This window comes from Candidatus Hydrogenedentota bacterium, assembly GCA_035450225.1.
Lineage (GTDB): Bacteria > Hydrogenedentota > Hydrogenedentia > Hydrogenedentales > SLHB01 > DSVR01.
In genome coordinates this window covers 37,765-60,547 of the sequence record DAOTMJ010000020.1, presented here as the reverse complement: position 1 = coordinate 60,547, position 22,783 = coordinate 37,765, and the positions used below count along the sequence as shown (strand labels likewise).

The 22,783-nt window shown below is 61.4% G+C and carries 19 protein-coding genes and 1 pseudogene; 14 read left to right on the top strand and 6 right to left on the bottom strand.

Annotation, left to right across the window (positions count from 1 at the left end):
- The first annotated feature begins 97 nt into the window (after positions 1–97).
- Positions 98–934, top strand: coding sequence for a hypothetical protein (locus P5540_11945; GenBank protein HRT65527.1), 837 nt, complete (start codon positions 98–100; stop codon positions 932–934).
- A 34-nt stretch (positions 935–968) separates the two neighbouring features.
- Here P5540_11945 and P5540_11940 read toward each other — a convergent pair whose 3' ends face one another.
- Positions 969–2,603, bottom strand: coding sequence for an FAD-binding oxidoreductase (locus tag P5540_11940; protein HRT65526.1), 1,635 nt, complete (start codon positions 2,601–2,603; stop codon positions 969–971).
- Between the two features lie 169 nt (positions 2,604–2,772).
- Between P5540_11940 and ilvC the strand changes: the two genes are divergently transcribed.
- The 3 genes and pseudogenes from ilvC to P5540_11925 all read left to right on the top strand — a co-directional run bounded on the left by ilvC (position 2,773) and on the right by P5540_11925 (position 5,868).
- Positions 2,773–3,873: a ketol-acid reductoisomerase gene (gene ilvC / locus P5540_11935; protein HRT65525.1), complete on the top strand. Its 1,101-nt coding sequence runs from the start codon at positions 2,773–2,775 to the stop codon at positions 3,871–3,873.
- Between the two features lie 194 nt (positions 3,874–4,067).
- Positions 4,068–4,976: a Stp1/IreP family PP2C-type Ser/Thr phosphatase gene (locus P5540_11930; protein ID HRT65524.1), complete on the top strand. Its 909-nt coding sequence runs from the start codon at positions 4,068–4,070 to the stop codon at positions 4,974–4,976.
- A gap of 550 nt (positions 4,977–5,526) precedes the next feature.
- Positions 5,527–5,868, top strand: a pseudogene (locus tag P5540_11925) (lytic transglycosylase domain-containing protein).
- Between the two features lie 288 nt (positions 5,869–6,156).
- Here P5540_11925 and P5540_11920 read toward each other — a convergent pair.
- The 4 genes from P5540_11920 to trxB all read right to left on the bottom strand — a co-directional run bounded on the left by P5540_11920 (position 6,157) and on the right by trxB (position 11,726).
- Positions 6,157–7,434, bottom strand: a complete 1,278-nt coding sequence (locus P5540_11920) for a hypothetical protein (GenBank protein HRT65523.1) — start codon at positions 7,432–7,434, stop codon at positions 6,157–6,159.
- A gap of 40 nt (positions 7,435–7,474) precedes the next feature.
- A complete protein-coding gene (locus P5540_11915; protein ID HRT65522.1) occupies positions 7,475–9,484 on the bottom strand; it encodes a DUF6259 domain-containing protein in 2,010 nt (669 codons plus the stop codon).
- A gap of 2 nt (positions 9,485–9,486) precedes the next feature.
- Positions 9,487–10,707, bottom strand: coding sequence for a glycosyltransferase (locus P5540_11910; protein HRT65521.1), 1,221 nt, complete (start codon positions 10,705–10,707; stop codon positions 9,487–9,489).
- A 71-nt stretch (positions 10,708–10,778) separates the two neighbouring features.
- A complete protein-coding gene (gene trxB, locus P5540_11905) occupies positions 10,779–11,726 on the bottom strand; it encodes a thioredoxin-disulfide reductase (GenBank protein HRT65520.1) in 948 nt (315 codons plus the stop codon).
- Between the two features lie 157 nt (positions 11,727–11,883).
- On the opposite strand from trxB, the gene P5540_11900 reads away from it, so the two are divergent.
- Together P5540_11900 and P5540_11895 are read left to right on the top strand one after the other, a co-directional pair.
- Positions 11,884–12,360: a nucleotidyltransferase substrate binding protein gene (locus P5540_11900; protein ID HRT65519.1), complete on the top strand. Its 477-nt coding sequence runs from the start codon at positions 11,884–11,886 to the stop codon at positions 12,358–12,360.
- Positions 12,357–12,656, top strand: a complete 300-nt coding sequence (locus tag P5540_11895) for a nucleotidyltransferase domain-containing protein (protein ID HRT65518.1) — start codon at positions 12,357–12,359, stop codon at positions 12,654–12,656. The genes P5540_11900 and P5540_11895 overlap by 4 nt, the downstream gene beginning before the upstream one ends.
- A 5-nt stretch (positions 12,657–12,661) precedes the next feature.
- On the opposite strand, the gene P5540_11890 is transcribed toward P5540_11895, so the two are convergent.
- Positions 12,662–13,483, bottom strand: a complete 822-nt coding sequence (locus tag P5540_11890) for a hypothetical protein (GenBank protein HRT65517.1) — start codon at positions 13,481–13,483, stop codon at positions 12,662–12,664.
- A gap of 145 nt (positions 13,484–13,628) precedes the next feature.
- On the opposite strand from P5540_11890, the gene P5540_11885 reads away from it, so the two are divergent.
- From P5540_11885 to P5540_11850, 8 genes are all read left to right on the top strand, one after another.
- Entirely contained in the window at positions 13,629–14,090 is a 462-nt protein-coding gene (locus P5540_11885; protein ID HRT65516.1) for a PilZ domain-containing protein, read from the top strand.
- 1 nt (position 14,091) lies between these two features.
- Entirely contained in the window at positions 14,092–14,478 is a 387-nt protein-coding gene (locus tag P5540_11880) for a response regulator (protein HRT65515.1), read from the top strand.
- A gap of 30 nt (positions 14,479–14,508) precedes the next feature.
- Positions 14,509–15,060, top strand: coding sequence for a CDP-alcohol phosphatidyltransferase family protein (locus tag P5540_11875; protein HRT65514.1), 552 nt, complete (start codon positions 14,509–14,511; stop codon positions 15,058–15,060).
- 173 nt (positions 15,061–15,233) lie between these two features.
- The gene (locus P5540_11870) at positions 15,234–16,400 is read left to right on the top strand and encodes an SGNH/GDSL hydrolase family protein (protein ID HRT65513.1); all 1,167 of its coding nucleotides are present in this window, start codon (positions 15,234–15,236) and stop codon (positions 16,398–16,400) included.
- Positions 16,397–18,889 carry a glycosyltransferase family 39 protein gene (locus P5540_11865; GenBank protein HRT65512.1) on the top strand — a complete coding sequence of 831 codons (2,493 nt, stop codon included), beginning with the start codon at positions 16,397–16,399 and terminating at the stop codon, positions 18,887–18,889. Before P5540_11870 ends, P5540_11865 begins: the two co-directional genes overlap by 4 nt.
- A gap of 302 nt (positions 18,890–19,191) precedes the next feature.
- On the top strand, positions 19,192–19,890 hold the full coding sequence (locus P5540_11860; GenBank protein ID HRT65511.1) for an EF-hand domain-containing protein: 699 nt from the start codon (positions 19,192–19,194) through the stop codon (positions 19,888–19,890).
- Between the two features lie 120 nt (positions 19,891–20,010).
- Positions 20,011–21,411, top strand: a complete 1,401-nt coding sequence (locus tag P5540_11855; protein ID HRT65510.1) for an ATP-binding protein — start codon at positions 20,011–20,013, stop codon at positions 21,409–21,411.
- Positions 21,404–22,768: a sigma-54 dependent transcriptional regulator gene (locus tag P5540_11850; protein HRT65509.1), complete on the top strand. Its 1,365-nt coding sequence runs from the start codon at positions 21,404–21,406 to the stop codon at positions 22,766–22,768. Before P5540_11855 ends, P5540_11850 begins: the two co-directional genes overlap by 8 nt.
- Positions 22,769–22,783: the final 15 nt, after the last annotated feature.

Genomic DNA, 22,783 nt, shown 5'->3' with positions numbered 1-22,783 from the left:
CCGCGCCGGTTCCCCTTAATCTTGCGCGGGCTGCAAATCGGGATTCTATTCTGCTATACTTTGTGCGAAGGGGAAGGGCTGCAAGGAAAAGGCGCCAATGGCGACACATGAAGCAAAATTGCGTGCGGACTTGGCCAGGCTGCAAACGCTGCACGAACAGGCCAAGGCCGCGCTGGCCAACGTCGTGGACCTGCTCGACAAGGCGGATGCGCGCCGGGCCAAGGAAGGCGAACGGCGCTGGGGCCGCATTGTGGACAACCTCGAGGGCGCGCTCCAACTCGCCAAGGCCAAGGTTACCGGCTACGAGCAGCGGATTCGCGAATGCGAACAGCATCTCGAGGCGCTCGCGCGCGCCTCGGTGGGAACGGGCCCCAAACCGCTGCTCGAATTCGTGTCCGCCGAGTTCGAGGATGTCATTCCGGAAGGCATGAAACTGCCCCCGGATCATCTGGCCGCGGCCCAGCGCATCCTGGGCATGTCCCTCGACGATCTCGGCGGTTTGACCCTCGAACAGGTTGCCGACATGAACGCGCAATTGTACGAGGAACCGCCTGAACCGCCCAAACCCCCATCCCCGCCCGAACCGGAGCGCACGCGTTCCGCGCTTGACGAACGGATCGAACATGCAAAAGAAATACGGGAATCACTGGCGGCTCGGCGATCGAACCAGCCGCCGTCGTTTGCCGAACGGCGCCGTCAGAAAGTCCTGCGGGACGCCATCGCCAAGGTGATGAACGGAAAAATTCAGACCTTGGATTTCGAGGAAGTCGAAATGCTCGTCCAATGCTACAACGGCATCGAGGAACGCCCGGATAAATCCGACAACGACACGCGCCTGCAGGCGATGCTGGGCCGTTTTCTTCCCGCTATCCAGGAACGCGCCTCCGAATTGCGCCGCAAGCGCGCGCAAACTTACCGCGGCCGTCCGTATTGATGCGCGCTGCGGCGCCCCATGCCGTCGTCCAGCCTCATTCGAGCAGTTTGCCGGGATTGAGAATGCCTTTCGGGTCGGTGACTCGCTTGACCGCGCGGAGCAGTTCCATGGCAACGGGCCCTTTTTCGCGGATGAGCCATGGCATGTGGTCCGTGCCTATGCCGTGGTGATGGCTGATGGTGCCGCCGTTGGCGACGATGGCCTCCGACGCGGCGCGCTTGACGGCGAGCCACTGCTCGACTTCGCGATCCAAGTCGCGGGGAAACACGAACGTGAAATACAGGCTGGCGCCGTCGCGGTATGAATGGCTGACGTGCGCCATCACCACGCTTCGCAAACCCGATCGCGGCGCGTTGGTTTCGAGCGCCTTTTCCATGGCGGCTGCCGTGGCCTTGTATAGCGACAGCAGGCTCGACCAGCATGCGGCGGTTTCGAGGGTATCCACGCCAAGCCCGCGATCCATGAGCGGATCGCGCAGATACGGCGTGAGGAAACGCCCCGTGTACCACGTTCTGCCGGGCGCCTCGCCGATATGAAACCCGCCGTGCCCGGCGATGATTGTCTTGCACTGTTCACGCGCGGATTCGACCTCGGCGGCGCCCCCTTCGAGTCCCACCAGCATAAGACAAAACACGGCCGGGGCGTCCGCGCCCGCGCCACCGGTATCGAGCGCGTTGTAAAAAAAGGTCTCCGTCAAATCGGACAGCCGAATCATCGCGGTGGGAACCTCGCTTTGCATCATGTCCCGCGTAGCGGCGACCCCCGCCTCGAAACTTGGAAACAGGTATCCGCGATAGTCCTTGATTTCCGGCACGCGATGAATCCGGACCGTCGCCTCCGTGATGATGCCCAGCGCGCCTTCCGAGCCCGGCACGAGATGCTTCATTTGCGGACCGGCCGCGGAACCGGGGAAATGTTCGGTATCCCAGAATCCCCGCGGAGTGGCCATGCGCGCCGAAACGAACCATTCCTCCGCCTTGCCATACTTGTTCGATTGATGCCCCGCGCTCCGCGCGGCAATCCATCCGCCCAGCGTCGAATACTCGAACGATTGCGGATAATGGCCTAAGGTGAACCCCCGCGCCTGCAGCGACTCCTCGAGCGCCGGCCCATAGATACCCGCCTGAATCCGCGCCCGCATGGACTCTTCATCTATTTCAATCAACCGATCCATGCGTGTCATGTCCACCGTAACGACGCCCGCCCGGCCGTCGGGCGCGGAGGCGGTCACGCCGCCGACCACGCTCGATCCCCCGCCGAAGGGCACCAGGGCCATGTTCTCGCGCGCAGCGACACGGATCAGTTCGAGAACCTGTTCCCCGGTTTCGGGATACACCACCGCATCGGGCGCGGCTCCGATATGCCCGGCCCGCAAATGAAGTAAATCGTGATAACTGCGCCCCCGCGCATGCCAAATCCGCTCGTAATGATCGGTTTTAACGTTGTCCCGGCCGCACAAAGATTCCAGTTCCGAAAGAAACCCCGGCGCGAGACGGCACGCCGGCAACTCGATGGCGGACCGATCCTTGGCGGGCGTATGCGGCAGCGGCTCCATGCCGAACGCACGGCCCGCCCACGCCCAGAATTGCTCCGCCTTTTCGCCCAGAAGATCCGGCGCGTCCACCAGACCCCATCCGTTCCAACGCAACAACCGGCGATCAAGACTCATCTTCGCATCCTCCCACTGGCTATCATAACGAAAAGCCCCGGCAATCGCGCACTTTCTATCCCAGCCGCTTTGCGACCCCGCCCCGATTCGGCCGCTTTGCAATGCCGCGCCCGTCCCCTTTACAATATATTTCTTGGCGGCAGCCCCACAGAAACAGGAGAGACATGAAATGGCGTTGATTGATTTTGGCGGCGTAAAAGAAGAAGTGATTATGCGCAGGGAATTTCCGATGGCGAAGGCGCGCAAGGTTCTTAAAAACGAAACCATCGCCATTATCGGATACGGCGTGCAGGGTCCGGCGCAGGGACTAAACATGCGCGACAACGGATTCAACGTCATCGTGGGGCAGTCAAAAGCATTCAAGCGCGATTGGGATCGCGCCGTCAAGGACGGATGGGTTCCCGGCAAGACCCTGTTCGACCTCGAAGAGGCCGCCCGCCGGGGCACCATCGTTCAAATGCTCGTGTCTGATGCAGCGCAGCGCGCCATCTGGCCCATGATCAAGAAGTGCCTCAATCCGGGCGACGCGCTGTATTTCTCGCACGGCTTCTCGATTGTGTACAAGGAACAGACCAAGGTCATTCCGCCGAAGGACGTGGACGTGATCATGGTTGCCCCGAAGGGATCGGGAACGTCCGTCCGCCGCAATTTCCTGTCCGGCGCGGGCATCAATTCGAGTTTTGCGGTTTTCCAAGACGCCACGGGACGCGCCCGGGAACGCTGCCTGGCCCTTGGCATCGCCATCGGCTCGGGTTACCTGTTCCCCACGACGTTCGAGCACGAAGTCTTCAGCGATCTGACCGGTGAACGGGGCGTGCTGATGGGCGCGCTGGCCGGCATCATGGAGGCGCAGTACGACGTCTTGCGCGCCAACGGCCATTCGCCGAGCGAGGCCTTCAACGAGACCGTCGAGGAGTTGACGCAGAGTTTGATTCGGCTGGTGGACGAAAACGGCATGGACTGGATGTATGCGAACTGTTCGGCGACAGCCCAGCGCGGCGCGCTCGATTGGAAACCAAAGTTCAAGAAGGCCACCTTGCCGGTTTTCAAGGAATTGTACAAGCGGGTGAAGACCGGCGTGGAAACCAAACGCGTGCTTTCCTCCTGTGGCCGCCCGGATTACCAGGAACAGTTGTCAAAAGAACTGCGCGCCATCGGCGAATCCGAAATGTGGATGGCCGGCAAGGCTTCCCGCGCGCTGCGTCCCCGCGAAGCCGCCAAAACCATCACGAAACAGACCAAGGGCATCGCGGGACGAAAGTCCAACTGACATGCGCTTGATCCGGCGATCGCCTTGGTGATTGCATCCTTTTTTGTGCAAAATCGCGGACGAGCGGGTATAATGAAAGTATCCGCGGGGGAAGGAATGCGAAACGAGCATGAACGCCGGAAACGGCCGATGATGGAAGGTATGGCAAGATACAAGAAGTTGCGGTTCAGGGATTTGCGCCCGGGGATAACTGTATGATCCCGGTTCACCTGACGCAGATTGGGCCTTCGGACCAGCCAAATTACGAATATCACTGGAAGGGCGAAACGATCGAAGCGCACTTGTTGTCCGATATTGGCCACAAGCGCAAGACGAATCAGGACGCCTGTCTGTTGTGCATCCCCCAAGACAAAAGCCTTGCCGACCGGCGAGGGGTGATGTTCGCGGTCGCCGACGGCATGGGGGGCGCCAATGCGGGAGAACTCGCCAGCCGACTTGCGCTCGAATCGCTCGTCGAATGCTATTATTTGAGCCCCTCGCTCAATCTGCCGGAAAGGCTTCGCGACACGCTCGAAGAAGCCAGTCGCCGGATTTTTTCCGAGGCGGAGCAAAATCCCGATCGACATGGGATGGGGACTACGCTGTCGGTGGTCGTTCTGCATGGCGACTGGGCGTACGTCGCGCAGGTGGGCGATAGCCGCGTGTACCTTGCCCGGCCCAAACATCCACTCATCCAGGTCACCAACGATCATTCCCTGGTCGCCGAACAGGTGCGCAACGGCTACATTAGCCAGGAAGAAGCGCGCACACACTCGCTCAAGAATCTCATTACCCGCGCCGTCGGCATCAAAGAAACCGTCAAGGTGGACCTCTTCTCCCTTCACATCCAACAGGGCGACACCTTTCTCATTTGTTCCGACGGACTATCCAACCTAATCAAGGACGACGAGATCGAACAGGCCCTCCAGGGCGAAAACCTGCAAAGCGCCGCCCGCGTTCTGGTCGGGCGCGCCCTTCACGAGGGCGGCACCGACAATATTACGGTGGCCATCGTGCGCCTGATTGCGCCTCCGTCCTCGCGCCCCTTCGAGTCGGGCGCGGAGCCCGTCGAAGTGCATAAACCGGGATTTATCCAGCGGCTGGGACGTTTGTTGACCGGCTGAGTCCCCGAATGGACCGCACAACAGGTCCTATTCCTTATTTGTATGAAAATCGTCGAGGCAAAGCCACAAGAACCCAAGAGGTCATTTTTCTGACAGCCGTCAAACCGGATCTTTTATTCGTCTGCTTGTCCGCGCCGGGCGCATGGGCTATACTTTTTACGCAATGACAAGAACAGCGGATTACACCGGGCAACGTTCCTTTGTTTACATGGCCGCGTGCGTGTTTTTTTGCGCGTGGAGCATGGCGGTGTACGCGTTCGCGGAAGGCCCCAGGGCCTCACTGCCGGAAACGACTTCGGGCAACCGGTTCGCCGAAGGACGGAACGCCGACAACAAGGAACGGCGTGACGGCGCCGCCCTGCGCCGAAAAAAGGAAAATCTCAAGCAATTCAAGGACAAGGATGGTTCAATTGTCCTGACGAATATACCCGACAAATACCGCAACAAAAAAGGATTTGTCGAGGTCGCCCTGCACTACAACCCGATTGTCGTCGCGCCCAAATACCGCAAGCTCCATTCGGCCACGGAATATTCGTCCGGAACGATCGGCGAACTGGTCCGGCATTACGCGAAGATGTACGCGCTCGACGAAAATCTCGTGTTTGCGGTCATCCGCGCGGAAAGCAACTTCGACCCCTATGCCGTGTCGCCGGCCGGCGCGCGCGGCCTGATGCAGTTGATGCCCGGAACCGCCGCCGAAATGCAGGTGGACGACCTTTTCGATCCGGCGCAGAATATCGCGGGAGGCACGCAATATCTCGCCAAGATGCTGAACCTGTTCGGCAACGACGTCGAACTGGCGCTGGCGGCGTACAATGCCGGACCCAACGCCGTGAAAGAATACGGCGGAATTCCACCCTATCCCGAAACCCGGCAGTATGTCCGCACCGTTTGCGAAAGCGCGGGCCATATCCGAAAGCACGGCTACACCCCCCGGTACCATGTCGCATCGGCCAAACCCAGGGCCGACAAACTGCCCTCTATCAAAAAGCCCAGTTACATGATTTATTTCCGCAGCGGATACACGCAGCCCGTGGACAAGGTGATTGACGAAGATCCCTACTACTATGTCCAGTTCAACCGGCAGACGGCGCTGATCCGTAAGGAAAACGTGGAGAAAATCGTCGCGCCCGATCAGACCGTGATGAGCATGGCTCCGTAGCGGATATCCCGCCGGCCGTCACCGGGTTTCGGACACTCCGGGCGCGGCCGCCGGTTTTAGAACGTGGACACCGTACTTGGGGATGGCCAGCGACAGGGCGCCACCGCCGACCGTCGCCGTCTGGCCGGTCGTTGTTTCGACGTAGGTGACGCCGTTCAAACGGTCAAGCCCGCGCAGGGTATAGGTGAAGTCGAGAAAGAGTTCGTTCACGACAATCCACCACGTCTGGCCGTCAACCACTTTTCCGAGCGCCTGCACGCCGATGGGCGAACCCTTGATGTCCCACAAAACAAACCCGAAGATCCGCGTTTCGATGGCGGGAACGACCGGCGAATCGGGCGCGCTCAACAGAGCCTGGTTGTCGGCAAGTTCGCGCGCAATCTTCAAGATGTCCTTCCAGATTTGCGCGTCCTTCGGAACCAGATACGTGCCCCAATAGAGAACCCCGCGCGCGCCGCGCACGATGGCGTCGTAGGCCATGAACCGTGTTTCCTCGCAGGTGGGATACTGCGCCGGTTCCGGCTTGTGCGTGAAGAGATCATGGGTGTCGCCCCAACTCATGCCCTGCAGGACCATCCACACGGGCTTTTCCGGTCCTGTATTCTGCATCTTCGTCGTGACCACGCCGACGTAGCCGAGACCGCGCCGCGAAACGTCCACGGGCCGCGTCGGATACGGCATCACCGGATAAATGTCCGCGCCGATGATGTCCGCGCCTTGCGCGTGCGCCGCGACTTGTTCATGCGAGTTGCCGGCGGCGTAGTTTTCCCAGATGGGATGGACCGGATCGATTTCCTTCATGGCCCGGTAGCCCCGGACCATGCGGGCCGCCTGCGCCGCCGCGCTCGCATGATAGGCGTTTGCCATTTCGACGAGCGTGTTCTGGTTGCGGTAGGCGTTCAGGTAGCAGCCCCACAGCGACTCGTCGCTGATTTCCCAGACGAGAAAGCCCGGATGGGAACCACACTTCGCGGCGAGGTCCTTGAGCGCCTGAATGCCCTCAGCGTCGCCTTCCTCCAGTTCGGTCCGCCCGCCGATATTGACCCAGCCGTAAAGGCCCCGTTGCCACAAGCGGTCGAGCGCGGCGCGGTCCGAAGAACATTGGACAAGATTGAAGCCCGCGCGGGCCACTTCGTCGAGCACGGCGTCGTCGCCCGGGTTCTCATACAAGCCGATGATGAAAGTCCGCTGTCCGTTGACAACCAGCATACGGTCGGGCGCAATCGAGACTTCCGCCGCCGTCGCGCTTTGGAATGGAAAAATCATCGCAAGGACTGCACACAGGATCACGCGCATACACACGATTCTCCTTTCGCGCCGTGGCTTCGCAAGACCGTTAGGCAAGGTCCATGCAGAGGATGCGCACTTCATACGGCACGAGTTCCACTTCGACAACCTCCGCCTGTCGTATGGACGCGCAATCGCCCCGGTTGGTGTCAATCACAATCGTCCCGTTCCGGGCTTTCCAACCGATTTCGAGCGCCACGCGGCATGACCGGCCGGCCGTCTCGGCGACGACGATCCCGGTCTTGCGCGCCGGCTTGTTGTGATAGACCTTGACAAACGCCGTCTCCGGCCCTTGGACCTTCACGTTCTCCTGATCGCGGAAATCGGCATGCACAGAGTAGTCGGCCGTGCGCCGGCGCAGTTCCGCAAGCCCCTTCACGTGTTCCGCGAAGGCCGGGTATTTCGTGATGGGCGCGTCGCCGCCGTCAATCTTCATGTCCAGGTGCATCTTGTAGGCAAACGCATGGTTGGTCTCGCCGAATTCGAGCGCGTCAATTTCATGGCTTGCCATCAGCCACGGCAGCGTGTACAGGATCGGTTCCGGAAACGGCAGCAAAACGGTCCAGTCCCACGAACTGTCGCACCACTGGCCGGTAAACTCGTTGATCGCTTCTGAGATCATCACGCCGTCCGGATTCGCCTCGCGCACGATCCGCCGGACGCCCGGCAGCAGTTCGTTCACGCCGTCCACGTACACGCGGTCCGGCGTCGTGACGATGTGATCCTCGCAATAGTCCACGAGCATCTTTTCGGCCATCTGGTCGAGTTGCGTGTTGCCGAAGCCGTAATCCTGCACGATCCGCTTGACCGTTTCGAGGAAATACTTCCGGTGTTCCGCGCAGAACGCCACCTCGGTGTGCAGCATGGCGCGGTTTCGCGACGGCGCGTCGAAGTTGTGCCGCGCCCAGTCGCCCGCGTAGTACGGATGCCCGGCGCGCGTCCTGGCTTCCCAGCGATGGCCGAATTCCTTGTGTTCGGGCATCTCGATGTTGGCAAGCGTTCCGTTGAAGAACGGCATGATTTCGACACCCATGGCGCGGCATTCCCCGACGGCGCGGCGCAACGCATCCGCGCCGCCCCAATCCTCGTTCGGCACGTAGCGGTAGAAATAATTGTTGTCGTGGCCGCCCGTCTGCCAGCCGAACAGGAGCAAGTACGGGCATCCCGCTTCGAGCGCGGCGCGCGCCAGCTTGGGCAGATCGGCATACGTATGGCATTCGAGGCCGTCCTGGTGTTTCATGAAAAAGAAATGCCAGCCGATGGACTCGGCGAACCGCGCGGGACGGTCGGGCTTGCCGATCCATGTGTCGAGCCATGTCCGGTGTTCATCCGCGATGGCGTGCCAGTCTCCTTCGTGCAGGACGATCCGCACCGGCGAGGACGCATGGGACTCGCCCGGTTTCACGCGGCGGGGATGGACAATGGCGATGTCCAGCGTCCGGCGCACGGGATCGCGTTCCTTTTCGAGGACTTTGTGCACGAAGAAGTCCATCATCGAAAAATCCGTGTGGCGGCCCTCGACGGCGAGTCCACGGTTTTGATCGCCGTAATCGAGCCACGCGCTGGCCATGTACGCCGGATACCGCGAATGGAACTTCTGCGTCCAGTCGTTCCAGGTCCGGTGATCGCCCCCAAGATCCTTGCCGAAGGGATCGTCGTACCGCCGCTTCCAAAAGTTCGGCGCGACGATCTGGCCGCCGGGAATCGGCCCAATGCCGCGAAGCATCGGGAACATAATTTCCTCGATATTCGCTTCGCCGGTATTGGTCAAACTCAGGCCGGCCAGAATCGCGTCGCCGTCGAGCGTCAATGTGACCGTCGCGGCAACGCCCGGGAGCCGGTAGGTCAGCGTGGCCGTCGCGCCGCATACGGCGATCTCCGGATCGGCGCTGTCAACATGCACATGCGCGAGTTCCCCGTCCGGCATCATCAGCCGGAACAAGAGCGCGCGATCCGGCGCGATCACGTATTCGCTATCACGGCGCTTGTCGTACAACGAGGCGAATCCCCCCGTCGCGGTGTCCAATTCGACGGCGATGCAATCATTTTCAATCCGCACAATCAGGTTCCTCCTCCGGTCTGAGGTCTTTTTCTCAACTCCACGGCCAACGCGGACGGTTTCACGCATTCATGCCAATCTTCCGGCAGACAGCCGGGACGTTCGGCGGCCAAATCGAGACACCGCGCGATCGCCGGACTATACGCTGAATTCATCCGTAGCGCCTCGAGGTAATGCGTGACGGCGCGCGGAATGTCATTTTCGGCCTCGGCCAGCAGGCCGAGATGATAATGGCTTGCGAAACTGCCCGTGCCGGTTACCTGCTCGCGCAACGGGCCGAGACGCAGCGAGTCCTCGTATGCGGCGCGTGCGCGCGGAACATCGCCACGCATCAAATACGCATAGCCCAGCGCATGCGGGACATCGGCGAACGCAAAACCGGCATGTCCAAGGGCGCGATGCCTTTCGAGCAAAGTAATGGCATTATCGAGTTGGCCGTTGTTCACGTGGGCATAGGCGGCCGTGGCAAGCAGATCCGCCACCACATCCGGCGCGACCGGGCCTTGCAGGCCCATCGGCGTTGCGCCGCGATCGAACCGAATCAACGCCAGCGCGCGATCAAACGCGGCGACGGCGTCCGCATGGGCACGCAACGCAAAACACGCCTTGCCCAATTGAAACCACAAATACTCGTCCGTTGGATGCTTCCGAATTTCATCGATCAGGATGCGCTTGTTGCGAAGCGACTTGTGATGCGGATCGTCCGGTTCCTGAGCATAACCCGAGTGGCCAAAGACGACACCCGTCGTTCCCATTTCGGAATTTCCGGAATGCCCAAGTTGCTCGTGGATGGCGCCCTCATACCGGAATCGCCCTCGCGCGAAAAAGCGGGGCGCGCGCAGGATGGCCTCGCCGCCGCCCAGCGCGACAGGAAGCGTGCTGCGGATTTCTACGGTTCCGAGGGTATCGGCGGAGTTCGCAACGGTGAACGCTTCGAGACGTTGCCTTGCCTCGCCGGGATTCAAAATCCACTCGTCCGCGTCGATCGCGAGAATCCAATCGCCTTCGCAACGGTCGATCGCGGCGTTGCGCGCGGCCGCGAAATCGTCCCGCCATGCGATGGCGTGGACACGCTCCGTGAATTCGCGCGCGATGGACGGCGTGGCATCCGTCGAACCCGTATCCATGACGACGATTTCGTCCACAACGCCCCGCAATGATTCAAGACATCGCCGGAGGCATCGCTCTTCGTTTCGGACGATCATCGCGGCGCTAATGTTCATGGGTGATTGGCGGCTGGTGGTTGGTGATTGGGATCTCAGATCTGCATAGGCCCCAAACCCCATACCCCATCTCACGTCTCCTGCGCTTCAAGCCATCGCACGCAATCAATGGCCGCCATGCAACCCGAACCCGCCGCCGTGATCGCCTGCCGGTAGACATGGTCCTGCACATCGCCCGCCGCGAACACGCCGGGGATGTTCGTGCAGGCACTCCCCGGTTTCGTAATCAAGTAACCCGTCTCGTCGCGATCGAGGATACCGGCGAACAAATCCGTGTTCGGTTTGTGGCCGATGGCGCTGAAATAGCCCGTGCAGGCCAGTTCGCGGGTTTCGCCTGTCCGCACGTCGCGCAGGCGCACGCCCGTCACGCCGTCCTTGTCGTTGCCGAGTACCTCGTCCACCACCGAGTTCCATTCGACGGTGATTTTCTCGTGCGCGATCACGCGATCCCCCATGATCTTGCTCGCGCGAAACTTGTCGCGCCGGTGGACGACGTGGACCCGGCTCGCGAACCGCGCCAGGAACAGCGCCTCTTCCATCGCGGAATCGCCGCCGCCGACCACCACGACCGGCTTGTTGCGGAAACGCGGCAAGGCCCCGTCGCACGTCGCGCACGCCGAGACGCCGCGGTTCATGAAACGGTCCTCGGATTCAAGGCCCATGTAGCGGGCCGTCGCGCCGGTCGCGATGATTATCGCCTTTGCCTGCCACGACTCGTTGCCGGATTGAATCGTGAACGGACGCGAGCCGAGATCCACCGAGGCCGCCGTCTTCGACACGAACCGCGCGCCGAACTTGATCGCCTGCCGCTTCATCAAGTCGCACAATTCCGGGCCGCTGACCCCATCCGGAAAACCGGGAAAGTTCTCGACCTCCGTCGTTGTCATGAGTTGCCCGCCGGGCAAAATTTCCTTGCTCAATTCGCCTTCCAGCACCAACGGATTCAAATCGGCCCGCGCCGCATACAACGCCGCCGTGCAACCCGCCGGTCCCCCGCCAATAACGACTACATTTTCCATGCCGCTTCTCCGAATGACTTGTCCAATCCAAACCAGGGTGATTATACTGGGCGATATCCGGCCAGACAACGCCTTATCCGGGCAGTCTTGCGCGACCGCATGCCATCACGCGGTTCCACGCCTTGATTTCCCAAGGGAGATCTGTGAACATGTACCCATGGAAAGCGTTGCGGGAAAACAAGCGATTCCCGGCGAGATGCAGCAATCAAGGGACGTGGCCATGGGCTTGGATACGCGCTGGAAGCAGCGATTTTACAATTTTGACAGGCCATGCACGCTGCTGCATGAATCCTTGGCGGAAGGTCCCGGCGCGCTCTCCACGCTTGAGAAGGAGGGCGTGGCCCAACGTTTCGAGTACTCTTTCGAATTGGCCTGGAAGACGATGAGGGACTACCTGGAAGAAGAAGGCGTTTCGATTATTCCCGTCACGGCGCGCCAAGTCATCAAGGAGGCTTTCGCGGCCAGGCTGATCGATGACGGGCAGGTGTGGATCGACATGCTGGACCACCGAAACCTGCTGTCCCACACATACAACGCCGCCGTGTTCGGGACGGCCGTGGAGGCCATCGCAAACCGTTATTTGCCCGCGATGGAATCCGTACGGCGATGGTTTGCGTCTGAGAGCAGGAAATGACCACTCCCGCTTTGAAACTGGACGAGATCGATCTGCTCCGCGTCGTTTTCCGGCGTCACCCGGAGATCGAGGCGGTCAAACTGTTCGGTTCCCGCGCAAAAGGCGTTCACCGGCCGTATTCCGACGTGGACCTCGCGATCTGGGGCGACGTGGATGCCCTGCGCGCCGAGGCCATTGCCGGCGAACTCGACGAACTGCCATTGCCATACCGCTTTGATGTGATGCCCTTTGCCTCGATCCGGCTCGAACCCCTCCGGGAACATATCGAACGCGTGGGCATTCTTCTCTATCCGTAACGGGTTCAGGCGGCGGCGCGAGGGCCTTTGGGCGTGGGCACGAAGATGTCGGCGGATGTCAAACCCAGCGCCTGTGCCGTTTCGAGACAATAATCAATCTTGCCCATGTTCGGATAACGTCCGTTCGTGCCGAACGAAAACTTGGCGCCGGCGGCCTTGGCGATTTGCAGGAACGGCCGCTTGGGCAATTTCATGCCGCCGCTGATTTCGATGGCCGCGCCACGCTTGACGGCCGCTTCGGCGATCCGGCGTACCCGCCTTTCGGTCCAAAGCCGGTCGTGGTCCCCCTTGAACGCCTCCGGCAGCCATGACACGTTCGCCAGAATGTTCACCGGCCCGGATTCGAGCACCCGCACATGCCAGTCCACGTACCGGTCCATGAAGGATTCGGCATCGCCCAGTTCCGCCGCATCCGCTTCCCAGAGTTTCCTGCGGCGTCCATCCTTGCCGGGCATCGTCATTGCATCGGTCAGCACGAAATCAAGCCGGGCAAGAACATCTTTCGAGAAACAGCCCGTCCAATCAATCCATTCGGCCTGCACCCCCTTGTATACCGGCCAACCCTCGAGCGCCGCAATCCAGGCTTTCAACTCCTCGTCGTTGCCCAGAACGACGGGATACACGTTCTCCTTTGTGCCCGCATGTTCGACGATGCCGAATTTGACATTACGCTCGCGCGACAACCCCAACACGGCCTCCAAGGTGCTGTTGTCCAAGTGGACGTGCAGATCGAGCCAGGGAAGATCTTCCCCTGCCGCCCCGGCCCGGCCCATCGCCAGTCCCGTCATGCCCGCCGCCGTCGAAGCAAGAAATCCTCTCCGTGTCATGAGTCAATCCTTCCCAATCAATAAAAAGCGAGCATCCATTTGCTCCGTATTATAACAAAGCGGGAGGGATGAATAATGTTTTGGACAATTCTGTGCAAAATGGTGTAAACTGGTAATAGGTAGAAGTCTGCAGAAGGACAGGGTCATGGCGGATGACATGTTTTTCACACGGGATGGCCGCGCATTGCGACGGGGGCGGCGTGTCGCGCCCCGCACGGAAACGTGCCGCCCGTGTCTGTTATGGCAGGCGGAAGACCCGGAGACGGTCTATCCGGGCGTGGTGATGGATATGAGCCCCTACGGGATGCGGGTACGGATGATCGAAGCATTGCCGCAAGGCGCCACCGTGACGGTTCAGATGATGCGCGACGAGGAATACACGGTGCCGCTGTCCGACCCGGTCGAGGCGCATGTCGCGCGGGTCCAGCCGGATGAAACGGGCTTCATGGATCATGGCGTTCGCATCCTGCAAAAAGTGGCGCGCCGGAAGGAAGGGCGCAGGGTTCGCCCGCCAACGGATATTCCGGCGGCCCCGGCGCGCGCCACGCGCATGTACACGATGGACATAACCTTGGGAGAGCGGCGTCGCGGACGCGGTGGGAGGTAACGTGGACAAGCCGAAGATACTCGTGGTGGACGACGAACCGGACGTGGTGGAACTGATCGAGCGGACGTTGAAGTCGGAAGGATTCGAGGTGGTCAGCGCGTTCGACGGGATCGGCGCGATCGACCTTGCCGACACGGAGAAACCGGATCTCGTGCTGCTCGACATTATGATGCCCATGATGAGCGGCTACGAGGTATGCGAACAGATCAAATCGAATCCGCGCACCAAGGACATCCCGGTGATTTGCGTGTCGTCCGCACACACGCCCGATGCGCGCGCCCAGAGCCTCAAGGTGGGCGCGTCCACGCTGGTCGTCAAACCGTTTTTTCCAGCGGAACTGGTGGCCCAAATCCGGCGCCACCTCAAAAAACAGGAACCGCAGGGCTGATTGGGCTTATAACGCCCCGGGAATCGTTTCGTGACGCTGGCAAACCGGATTACGTTGTTTCGTCTCTTCATGGTGCCGGTGTTTGTGGCGTTGATCGCCAGTTACACCCGCGAACAGCCGTGGATCCGGCACGCCGCGCTCGTCGTCTATGCGCTTGCGGCGATTTCGGACGCGCTCGACGGGTTCGTGGCACGCGCCTACAACCAGAAAACGAAACTCGGCACCCTGCTCGACCCGCTCGCCGACAAACTGATGATCAACATCGGTTTCGTGTTCATGGCGGTCAACAACCAGTTCGCCACGCCGGTCCCGCTTTGGTTTCCCGCCGCGATTCTTGCGCGCGACGTCATGATTGTCATGGGCGCCTACATCATCAACGAGTTCTACGGACCCGTCCGCATCAAACCCCGCATCACCGGCAAACTGACCACCTGTTTTCAGATGAGCCTCGTCATTGCCATTCTCATCGAGGCCCGTTTCGCCTGGGGACTCATGATCGCCACCGTCGTCATTTCAGCGATATCCTATTTCGATTACATGTATACTGGAATCAAGCAAGTCGGCAACGAGGACGAGCGATAACGCCGCTGTTTGCACGCCGGGCCGTCAACCCGGAAAATGGACGATATGGATTCGTTGGTCGCGTTACAGACGTACCGGCAGGGCAGACTCCGTCAATTTCCGAAACGCGTCTTTTTTCTTGAAATCCATGCGCTTCCCTGCCACCGCCCTCGAAAATGGGAGGAGAACCGGCCATGATCGCAGGCCGGACCGGGGGGACATGCGCCTTTCGCGCGGGCGTGTTCAAGCCGGTCGCGACCGCATGCGCAATCGCGATCGGGCTGCTGGTCCTGCTGGAAGGCGCGGCCCGCGTTACCGAAATCTGGATTCCCCCGCTGGAAATGGATTATGGGCTGGGATTTGAACCCGGATCGCGTCTTTTCATTCCCTCCCCGGAAGACCCCTCCGTCATGATCACGCATCCGGCCAAGGAAAAGTCATTTCAAAAACAGCGTTTCAACGCGCGTAAAGCCCCCGGAACCTTTCGTCTTTTCGCCCTCGGCGGTTCTTCGATCAATTACCTCGGCAAGGGATTGCACGGTCTCGATGTGCGCCTCCAGAAGGCGCTCGGCCACCGTTTCCGGCGCGTCGAGACGATCAATGCGGGCGGATTGTCCCACGGCAGCCAGCGTCTGGCGCCCATCGCGGCGGAAGTCGTGCGGTACGAACCCGACTTGATCCTGTTGTACTGCGGCCACAACGAATTCGAGGAGTTGGATCAACTCGAATTCGCGAACCTCGGAACCCTGATCTGGCAACAGCGGCTGAGCCGTTCGGCGCTGTTTCGGTTCTTGCGCGACCGCAAGGCCGCGTGGAGCGTCGCGCGGCTTCAACGGGAACACAACCGGGCAATCCTCGCCAATCCGAACGTGGACTACACCCGTGTGTGGCAACACCGGTTCACGCCCGGCGAGGTCGAGGATCGCATGCGCGCCTATCGCCGGAACCTTTCGATGATTGCCTTGATGTGCCGGGCGCACGGCGTGCCGCTGATTGTTGGAACCGTCCCGTCGAACCTCGTCAAGCCGAATGTTCCGCCCGAATACGCCGGCGGATTCGAGCCGGCCAAGGCCCTTTTCGCGGAAGGCCGGTATCAGGAAGGCATGGCGCGGGTTCGGCAGATCCTCCGAACAGTGCCGCGCCATCAATCCTCGGATGCGGAAAACGAGATCATCCGGTCGGTCGCCGCGGAATTCGATCTCGGCATAGCCGATGTGGAAGCGGCGGTAGCAGCGGCGGAACCGCACGGCGTGCCCGGTGAAACGCTGTTCAAGGACGAATGCCACCTCAACCGCAAGGGAAACAATATCCTGATCGGAACCTTCGAGAAAGCGATTTTACGGAGGCTTGGGACGCCATGATGGAATCAAGACTCGCCCGCGCATCGAACCTGGCATGGATTGCGTTCGCCGTGGCCGTGGGCGCATTCCTTCGTTTCCACCGAATCGGGGATCAATCGCTCTGGTTCGACGACTACAACGATTACGTCTGCGTGTTGGAACCGACGTTCCGCGAGTACTGGAATTGTCTGTTCGGCGTCGGTTCATTCAACGGCGAACAGGTCCCCTTCTATTATCTTTTTCCCTATTTCTGGTCGCGCCTGTTTGGCACGAGTCCGGAGGCTTTACGGGCGCTGCCCATCCTGTTCGGACTGGCAACCATTCCCGTCGTCTATCTGCTGGCACGGGATGCGTTCGGCCGGACGGCCGGGGCCGTGGCGGCCCTGTGCCTTGCGATGTCGCCCGTCCATATCTTTTACAGCCAGGAAATGCGCCATTATTCGCTGGTGGCCCTGTTGGGCGCGCTATCAATATACGCCCTGCTGATCGCATGCCGGGACAACCGCCCATGGGCGTGGGCGCTTCATGGCCTTTGCAACGTCTTGCTGATCTGGACCCATCTGCTCGGGGCTTTTCTACTGGTCGGGCAGGGGGTGTATCTGCTTTCGACCGCGCGAACCTCCTTCCGAAGAATGGCTTTCTGGTTCGTGTTTCATGGATTGGCCGTGATTCCTTCCGCGCTGTATGCGATCTTCGTCCTTCACACGACGGCCACGGCCTACGATTTCTTCATACCGCCCGACATCAAGAGCGTGTTTTTAGACATCGTGGCGGAAGACGCCGTCAACGTGAGCGGCGCGCTTCTTCCGGAAACGACGGCGCTCGACGCGCTTGCCGTTGACCCGTGGCTCGGATATCTGCTGGTTGCCGCGTTTACGCTTTGCATGGCCTGGGCCTTGTGGAAAGCGGCGGCGCGAATTCGTAGTGGCGGCGACGATCCGGTCCGGCTTTTCCTGTGCGTCGCCGCGATCCCGGTCCTAGCCCTCGCGGCGCTCTCGCTGCTGTGGCGTCCCTGCATTTTCCCCCGTTATACGATCTACTCGTCCATCGTCGTGTATGCTTTGGCAGGCGGCGCGATGGCCGCCCTTCCCCGGCGTTCCATCCGTCTTGCCGCGGGGGTGGCCTTCTTTGCCTTGATCGGCTATCAGCTACTCCATACGGTCCCCCATGCGACGCGCACCCAGTGGAAAGACGCCGCCGCATTCGTGCAGGCAAACATCGCGCCGGGCGATGTCGTCTTGGTCGGCTGGCCGGGCGGACCCGCAGAGATAGCCCGCGCCCTCTTCAGGTTCTATTTCACCGACAAATCGTATCCGGTGCTGCAGGCCACGTCGGCCGAGGACACCTGCGATGCGGTGGCGTGTCTGCTCTCGAAGGATGCGTTGGTGAATCGCGTTTGGGCTGTCTTTGTCATGAACTATTACAGCGGGCCGTTCTTGGAATTCAAATCGTGCCTCTGGGACGAAGGATTGCAGTTCGAACGCACGACCTTTGACGCCATGGACTGCATCATCGTCTACCGGATCCAGGCTCAAACGGGGCAAGCGCCGGTCGCCGGGCCGCAATGCGAAACCGTGTTTTCCGATCTCGTCACCTCTGCCCTCAAACGCGGCAATTTCACGCAAGCGGCCGAATTTCTGGGCGATGCGGAGGTATGCGGGATCCTGAACGAACCGCCATGGCCGGAAGTCCGCGCCATGCTCCACAGTCCCCAGGGGCGCAGCCGCCTTGCCGAGATCTTCGATGATGTCCGGCAAGGCCATGACTACTTGGGACGAAACAATCTGGCAAAGGCCGCCGCCGCGTTTCGCGAAGCCCGGAAGGTTGGCGGCGGGTTGGACGTGGCGCACGAGGATTATCTGGGCGCCCTATTGCAACTTGCCTTGGGAAACGCCGAATACGGGGATCCTGGGGAGGCGCTCGACGCAATCCGGGAAGCGGACACCTTGGATCCCTTCACCGGCTGGTTGTGCGAAAACCTCGCCGCGCGCCTGAAAAACGAACAACCAGCGGAAGATTCCGTGGCCGCGATTCGCCTCTTTTTAGTGGCCGCCGGCTTTTCGGGCGAATGGGACCGCCAACTCGAACATCTCCGCGACGCCGTGGATCTGGATCCGGAATTCGCCCCCGGATATGCCATGATAGGACAAATTCTGTTGGCCCAAGGCAAGCACGAAGAGGCCTTGCAGGCGTTGTCAACCCACAACCGGCTCGCCGCCATCCAATATGCCCCGGTGTTGTTTCTCACGGGGCGCGTCCTGTTGGCCTTGGGACGCGATACCGAAGCCCGCGACGCATTCGCACGATGTTTCGCCGCGGATTCCGAGGAGGAAGATGCTTATTCGGCCTTTTTGAAAGCGTTGTTGATGGATCGGGATCTGGCCAAGGTCCACGTAGAGATGCAACGACTCGAATCCAACGAACGGTGCGAGATATTTCCGGAGTTTGCCGAAGCCGTCAAAAGACTTGAGGCGGCCGGCGCGACTGCTCCGGCGCCGCCAAGTCCATAGATCGCGGCGAACCGCGCAATTTTTGCGCAAACGCCGCCCGGCCCGATATGCAATGTCTGCTCACGATGCACGCCTTCAGTCGTTCACGGGCCTTCGACGGCGCCAATCCGGCAGGGGCCGCCGGATACGCCTGTTTCGCCTAAGTCATGAGAAGGCTTGACGTTGTGAACCCGATGGATGTCATCCGGAAGATGAACATTTCTTTCAAGACTGTGTATGGCACGGGCCTTGCGCTTAGAAGCACATCGGGCCTGATGGAAGGCCCGGCGCACCGTTGGAAACCAACAAGAAGGAGTCGCGATATGAAAACCAACACGTTTCGTTCAATTGGAATGGCCGTGGCCGCATGGGCGATATGCACGTTCCCCGCGTGGGCGCAGGGCGCGCCGGAGGCAGGCCCGATGCCGCCGCCGCCCGGCATGGATCGTCCCGGCGGAGGTCCGCCGCCTTTCATGCCGCCGCCCGAAGAAATGGACGCCAACGGCGACGGCAATGTCTCGCTCGACGAATTTACCGCCGCGTGGGACAAAATCGGCCGGGAACGCTTCAAGCGTCACGACGCCAACGGCGACGGGATCTTGGACAAGGGAGAATTGGCCAAGCGTCCCGGGCCCGGCCCGCGCGGTGAAGGCCGTGGACATGGGCCCGGTTACGGTCCGCGTCCGCCCGTGGATTGTCCCGATCGTCCCGGCGAAGGTCGTGGACCCCGCGGTGAGGGCGAACGCAGGCCCGGCCAAGGCCCAAGGCCGCCCATGGATCGCCCGGATCGCCCCGGCGGCGGCCCGCTGCGTCCATCGCTCGAGGAAATGGACACCAACAACGACGGCAATGTCTCGAAAGATGAGTTTTCCGCCGCATGCGCCCAAATCAACCAGACCCACTTCGAGCGAATGGATGAAAACGGCGACGGCGTCTTGGACAAGGACGAGCTCGCCAAGCGCCCGGGTCCTCCCGGACCGCAGGGCAAGGGCTTCGGTCCAGGCGGTCCCCGCCAGCGATAGTCCTCCTGAACCTTACAGGCAAACGGCAGCGCAACGGCGTTCATCCGATGCGCTGCCGTGCCCGTTTCCCGGGTTGGCCGTCATCGCGAATAGGCAACGCAATCGCGTAAAATGAATCCCATGCGCGGAAAAATCGTATATGGCCTGCTGGTTTTCGTGTGGTTCGCCGTCGCCGGTTGGCAGGCATTCGAGCATCAGCGGATGCGGGAATCGGGACGGCGCGCCCTGTCGAACCGGGCGCACGATTTGTCCGCCGCCTTGAGCGTGGTCATCCGTTCACAGGGGCGCACAGCCATCGTGCCCCGGCCGAGGCTGGAAGCGGCGCTTGGCGAACTCGTTGACTCGACCGAACTGGAATCCGTCACGCTGCTCAATGAATCGGGGGAGGTGGCCGCGTCGGCGGGACGCCCCATGCAGGCCGATTTGGATACTTTGCTGCGGATGCGCGAACTGTGGACAAAAGACCGCGCGTCGTTCGCCAATCTGGTGGCGCTTGGGCCGGGCGCGGAAAAAGAACCCGCCATTTTGCTGCTTGACGGCCCGCGCGATCGTCCTCGGCGGGGACCGCAGGGCGAGCCGGGCCATCCGCCCGGTCCCGGACCGGGGCCGCCGCCTTGGATGAACCGAAGAGAGTATGATCGCCTGGCCGAAGAACGCGGCGTGCACTGGTTTCTCGTGACGATTCCGACGGGGCCGCTGCGCGCCGCCATGGCGCGCGACCTTCAGTTGCGGGGCATCGTGGTCGGGGTCGCGTTGCTGGCATGCCTTGCGCTGGGCGCGGCATGGCGCGCCTTCGAGCGTTCCTCGAATCTCGAAATCCAACTCGTGCGGGCCGGGGAGGCGGCGCAGCGGCTTCAGGAATTGAACGTCACCGCGGCAGGACTGGTCCATGAAACCAAAAATCCGCTGAACCTGATCCGTGGCTGGGCGCAGATGATTGGACACGCGGAACTATTGCCCGCGGCCCTTCGGGATACCGCCTTGAAAATCACCGAGGAAGCCGACCGGGTAACAGGCCGCCTGAACCAGTTTCTCGATTATGCGCGCCCCGTGCAGCCGCGGCCCAAACCGCTGCCGCTTTCCGAACTGGTAAAGGGGGTATTTGGAATTCTAGCCTTCGATCAGGAAGAAAAGTCGGTCTCTTTCGATTGGAAAGGCCCATCCCTGACGGTTCTTGCGGACGAGGACATGCTGCGCCAAGTCCTGTTCAACCTGATTCTCAACGCGGTGCAGGCGGTCTCGGACGGCGGCCGCGTCGAAGTGCGCGCCATGAAGGAAAGCGCCGGAACGGCGGCGGTGGAAATTCACGACAACGGGCCCGGCGTGCCCGAACAAGTCCGCGAGGAAATCTTCCGTCCCTACTTCACCACGTCGGAGAACGGAACGGGGCTTGGCCTTGCGGTCGTTCGCCGGATCGCGCACGCGCACGGATGGCGCGTGGCGTGCGTGCCGGACCCAAGCGGCGGCGTGTTTCGCGTGAGTGGAATCACCCTTGCACAGGAGCAGGCAACCTTTGGATAAATCGGACGAGCGGTACATCCTTGTGGTGGATGACGACGCCGGACAGCGGAGTTTGCTCGAATCCTTTCTGCGCAGCCAGGGATTCGCGGTGGCCACGGCGGCATCGGGGCAGGAAGCGCTCGATATCCTTGCAGCGCGTCCGCCCGCGATGTTGATCTCGGACGTGCGAATGCCGGGGATGTCGGGATTCGGACTGCTTGAATGCGCCAGCCAACGGCGCCCCGGCCTGCCGGTGTTGCTTGTCACGGCCTACGCCGACATTCGCGGCGCGGTCGGGGCCATGCGGGGCGGCGCCGTGGATTATCTCGAAAAGCCGATAGACCTCGATGAATTGCACGCCATCGTGCGGCGCGCGCTGGGCATAAACAATCCCTTGGCCGCCGTATCTTCCATCGAATACGCCATTCCCGAAGGCATTGTGGCGCACAGCGCGGCCATGCGCGAGACGCTTCGGGAGGCGGCGCTGGCCGCGCCGTCCGATACGCGCCTGTTGATCACCGGCGAAAGCGGCACGGGCAAGGAGGTCGTCGCCGATCTCATCCATCGCTGGAGCGCGCGGGCCGCGGCGCCGTTCGTCAAGGTCAATTGCGCCGCCATTCCGGAGAATCTGCTCGAAAGCGAATTGTTCGGACATGAAAAGGGGGCGTTCACCGGCGCGATTGCCCGCCGGATCGGACGCTTCGAGGAGGCCGACAAAGGAACGCTGCTGCTCGACGAGATCGGCGAAATGCCGCCGGTGTTGCAAGCCAAACTACTGCGCATCACACAGGACGGGACCTTCAACCGCGTCGGATCGAATGCGGAACAAAAAACCCATGTCCGGGTTCTCGCGGCCACCAACCGCGACCTCGAACGCGAAGTCGCGGAAGGCCGTTTCCGCGAGGATCTCTATTACCGGCTCAACGTGATGGAGATTCACGTGCCGCCGCTGCGCGATCGCAAGGCGGACATCGTGCCGCTTGCGCACCGGTTCGCGGCGGAACTGGGCAAAGGCAAATGCCGCTTTTCACCCGGCGCGATGTCGTGCATGGAACTGTACGAATGGCCGGGCAATGTGCGCGAGTTGCGCAATGCCGTCGAACGGGCCGTGTTGTTGGCGCGCGGCGAGGTGATCCTGCCGGAATATTTGCCCAAGCGTGTGCAACAATCGCTACCAGACGCCGATTCCAGCAAGCCAGTGGCGGGGCAACAGATGAACGACATTGAGCGCGCCGCGATCCTCAAGGCGCTGCGCGAAAACGGATTCAACCGCACCGAAACGGCCCGCGCGCTGGGGATCAGCCGCCGGACCCTGGCCTATCGCCTGCGCGAGTACCGCGCGATGGGCTATCCGGTGGACGGTGAACAGCCGGACTGACCGTCCGCGGCGCCT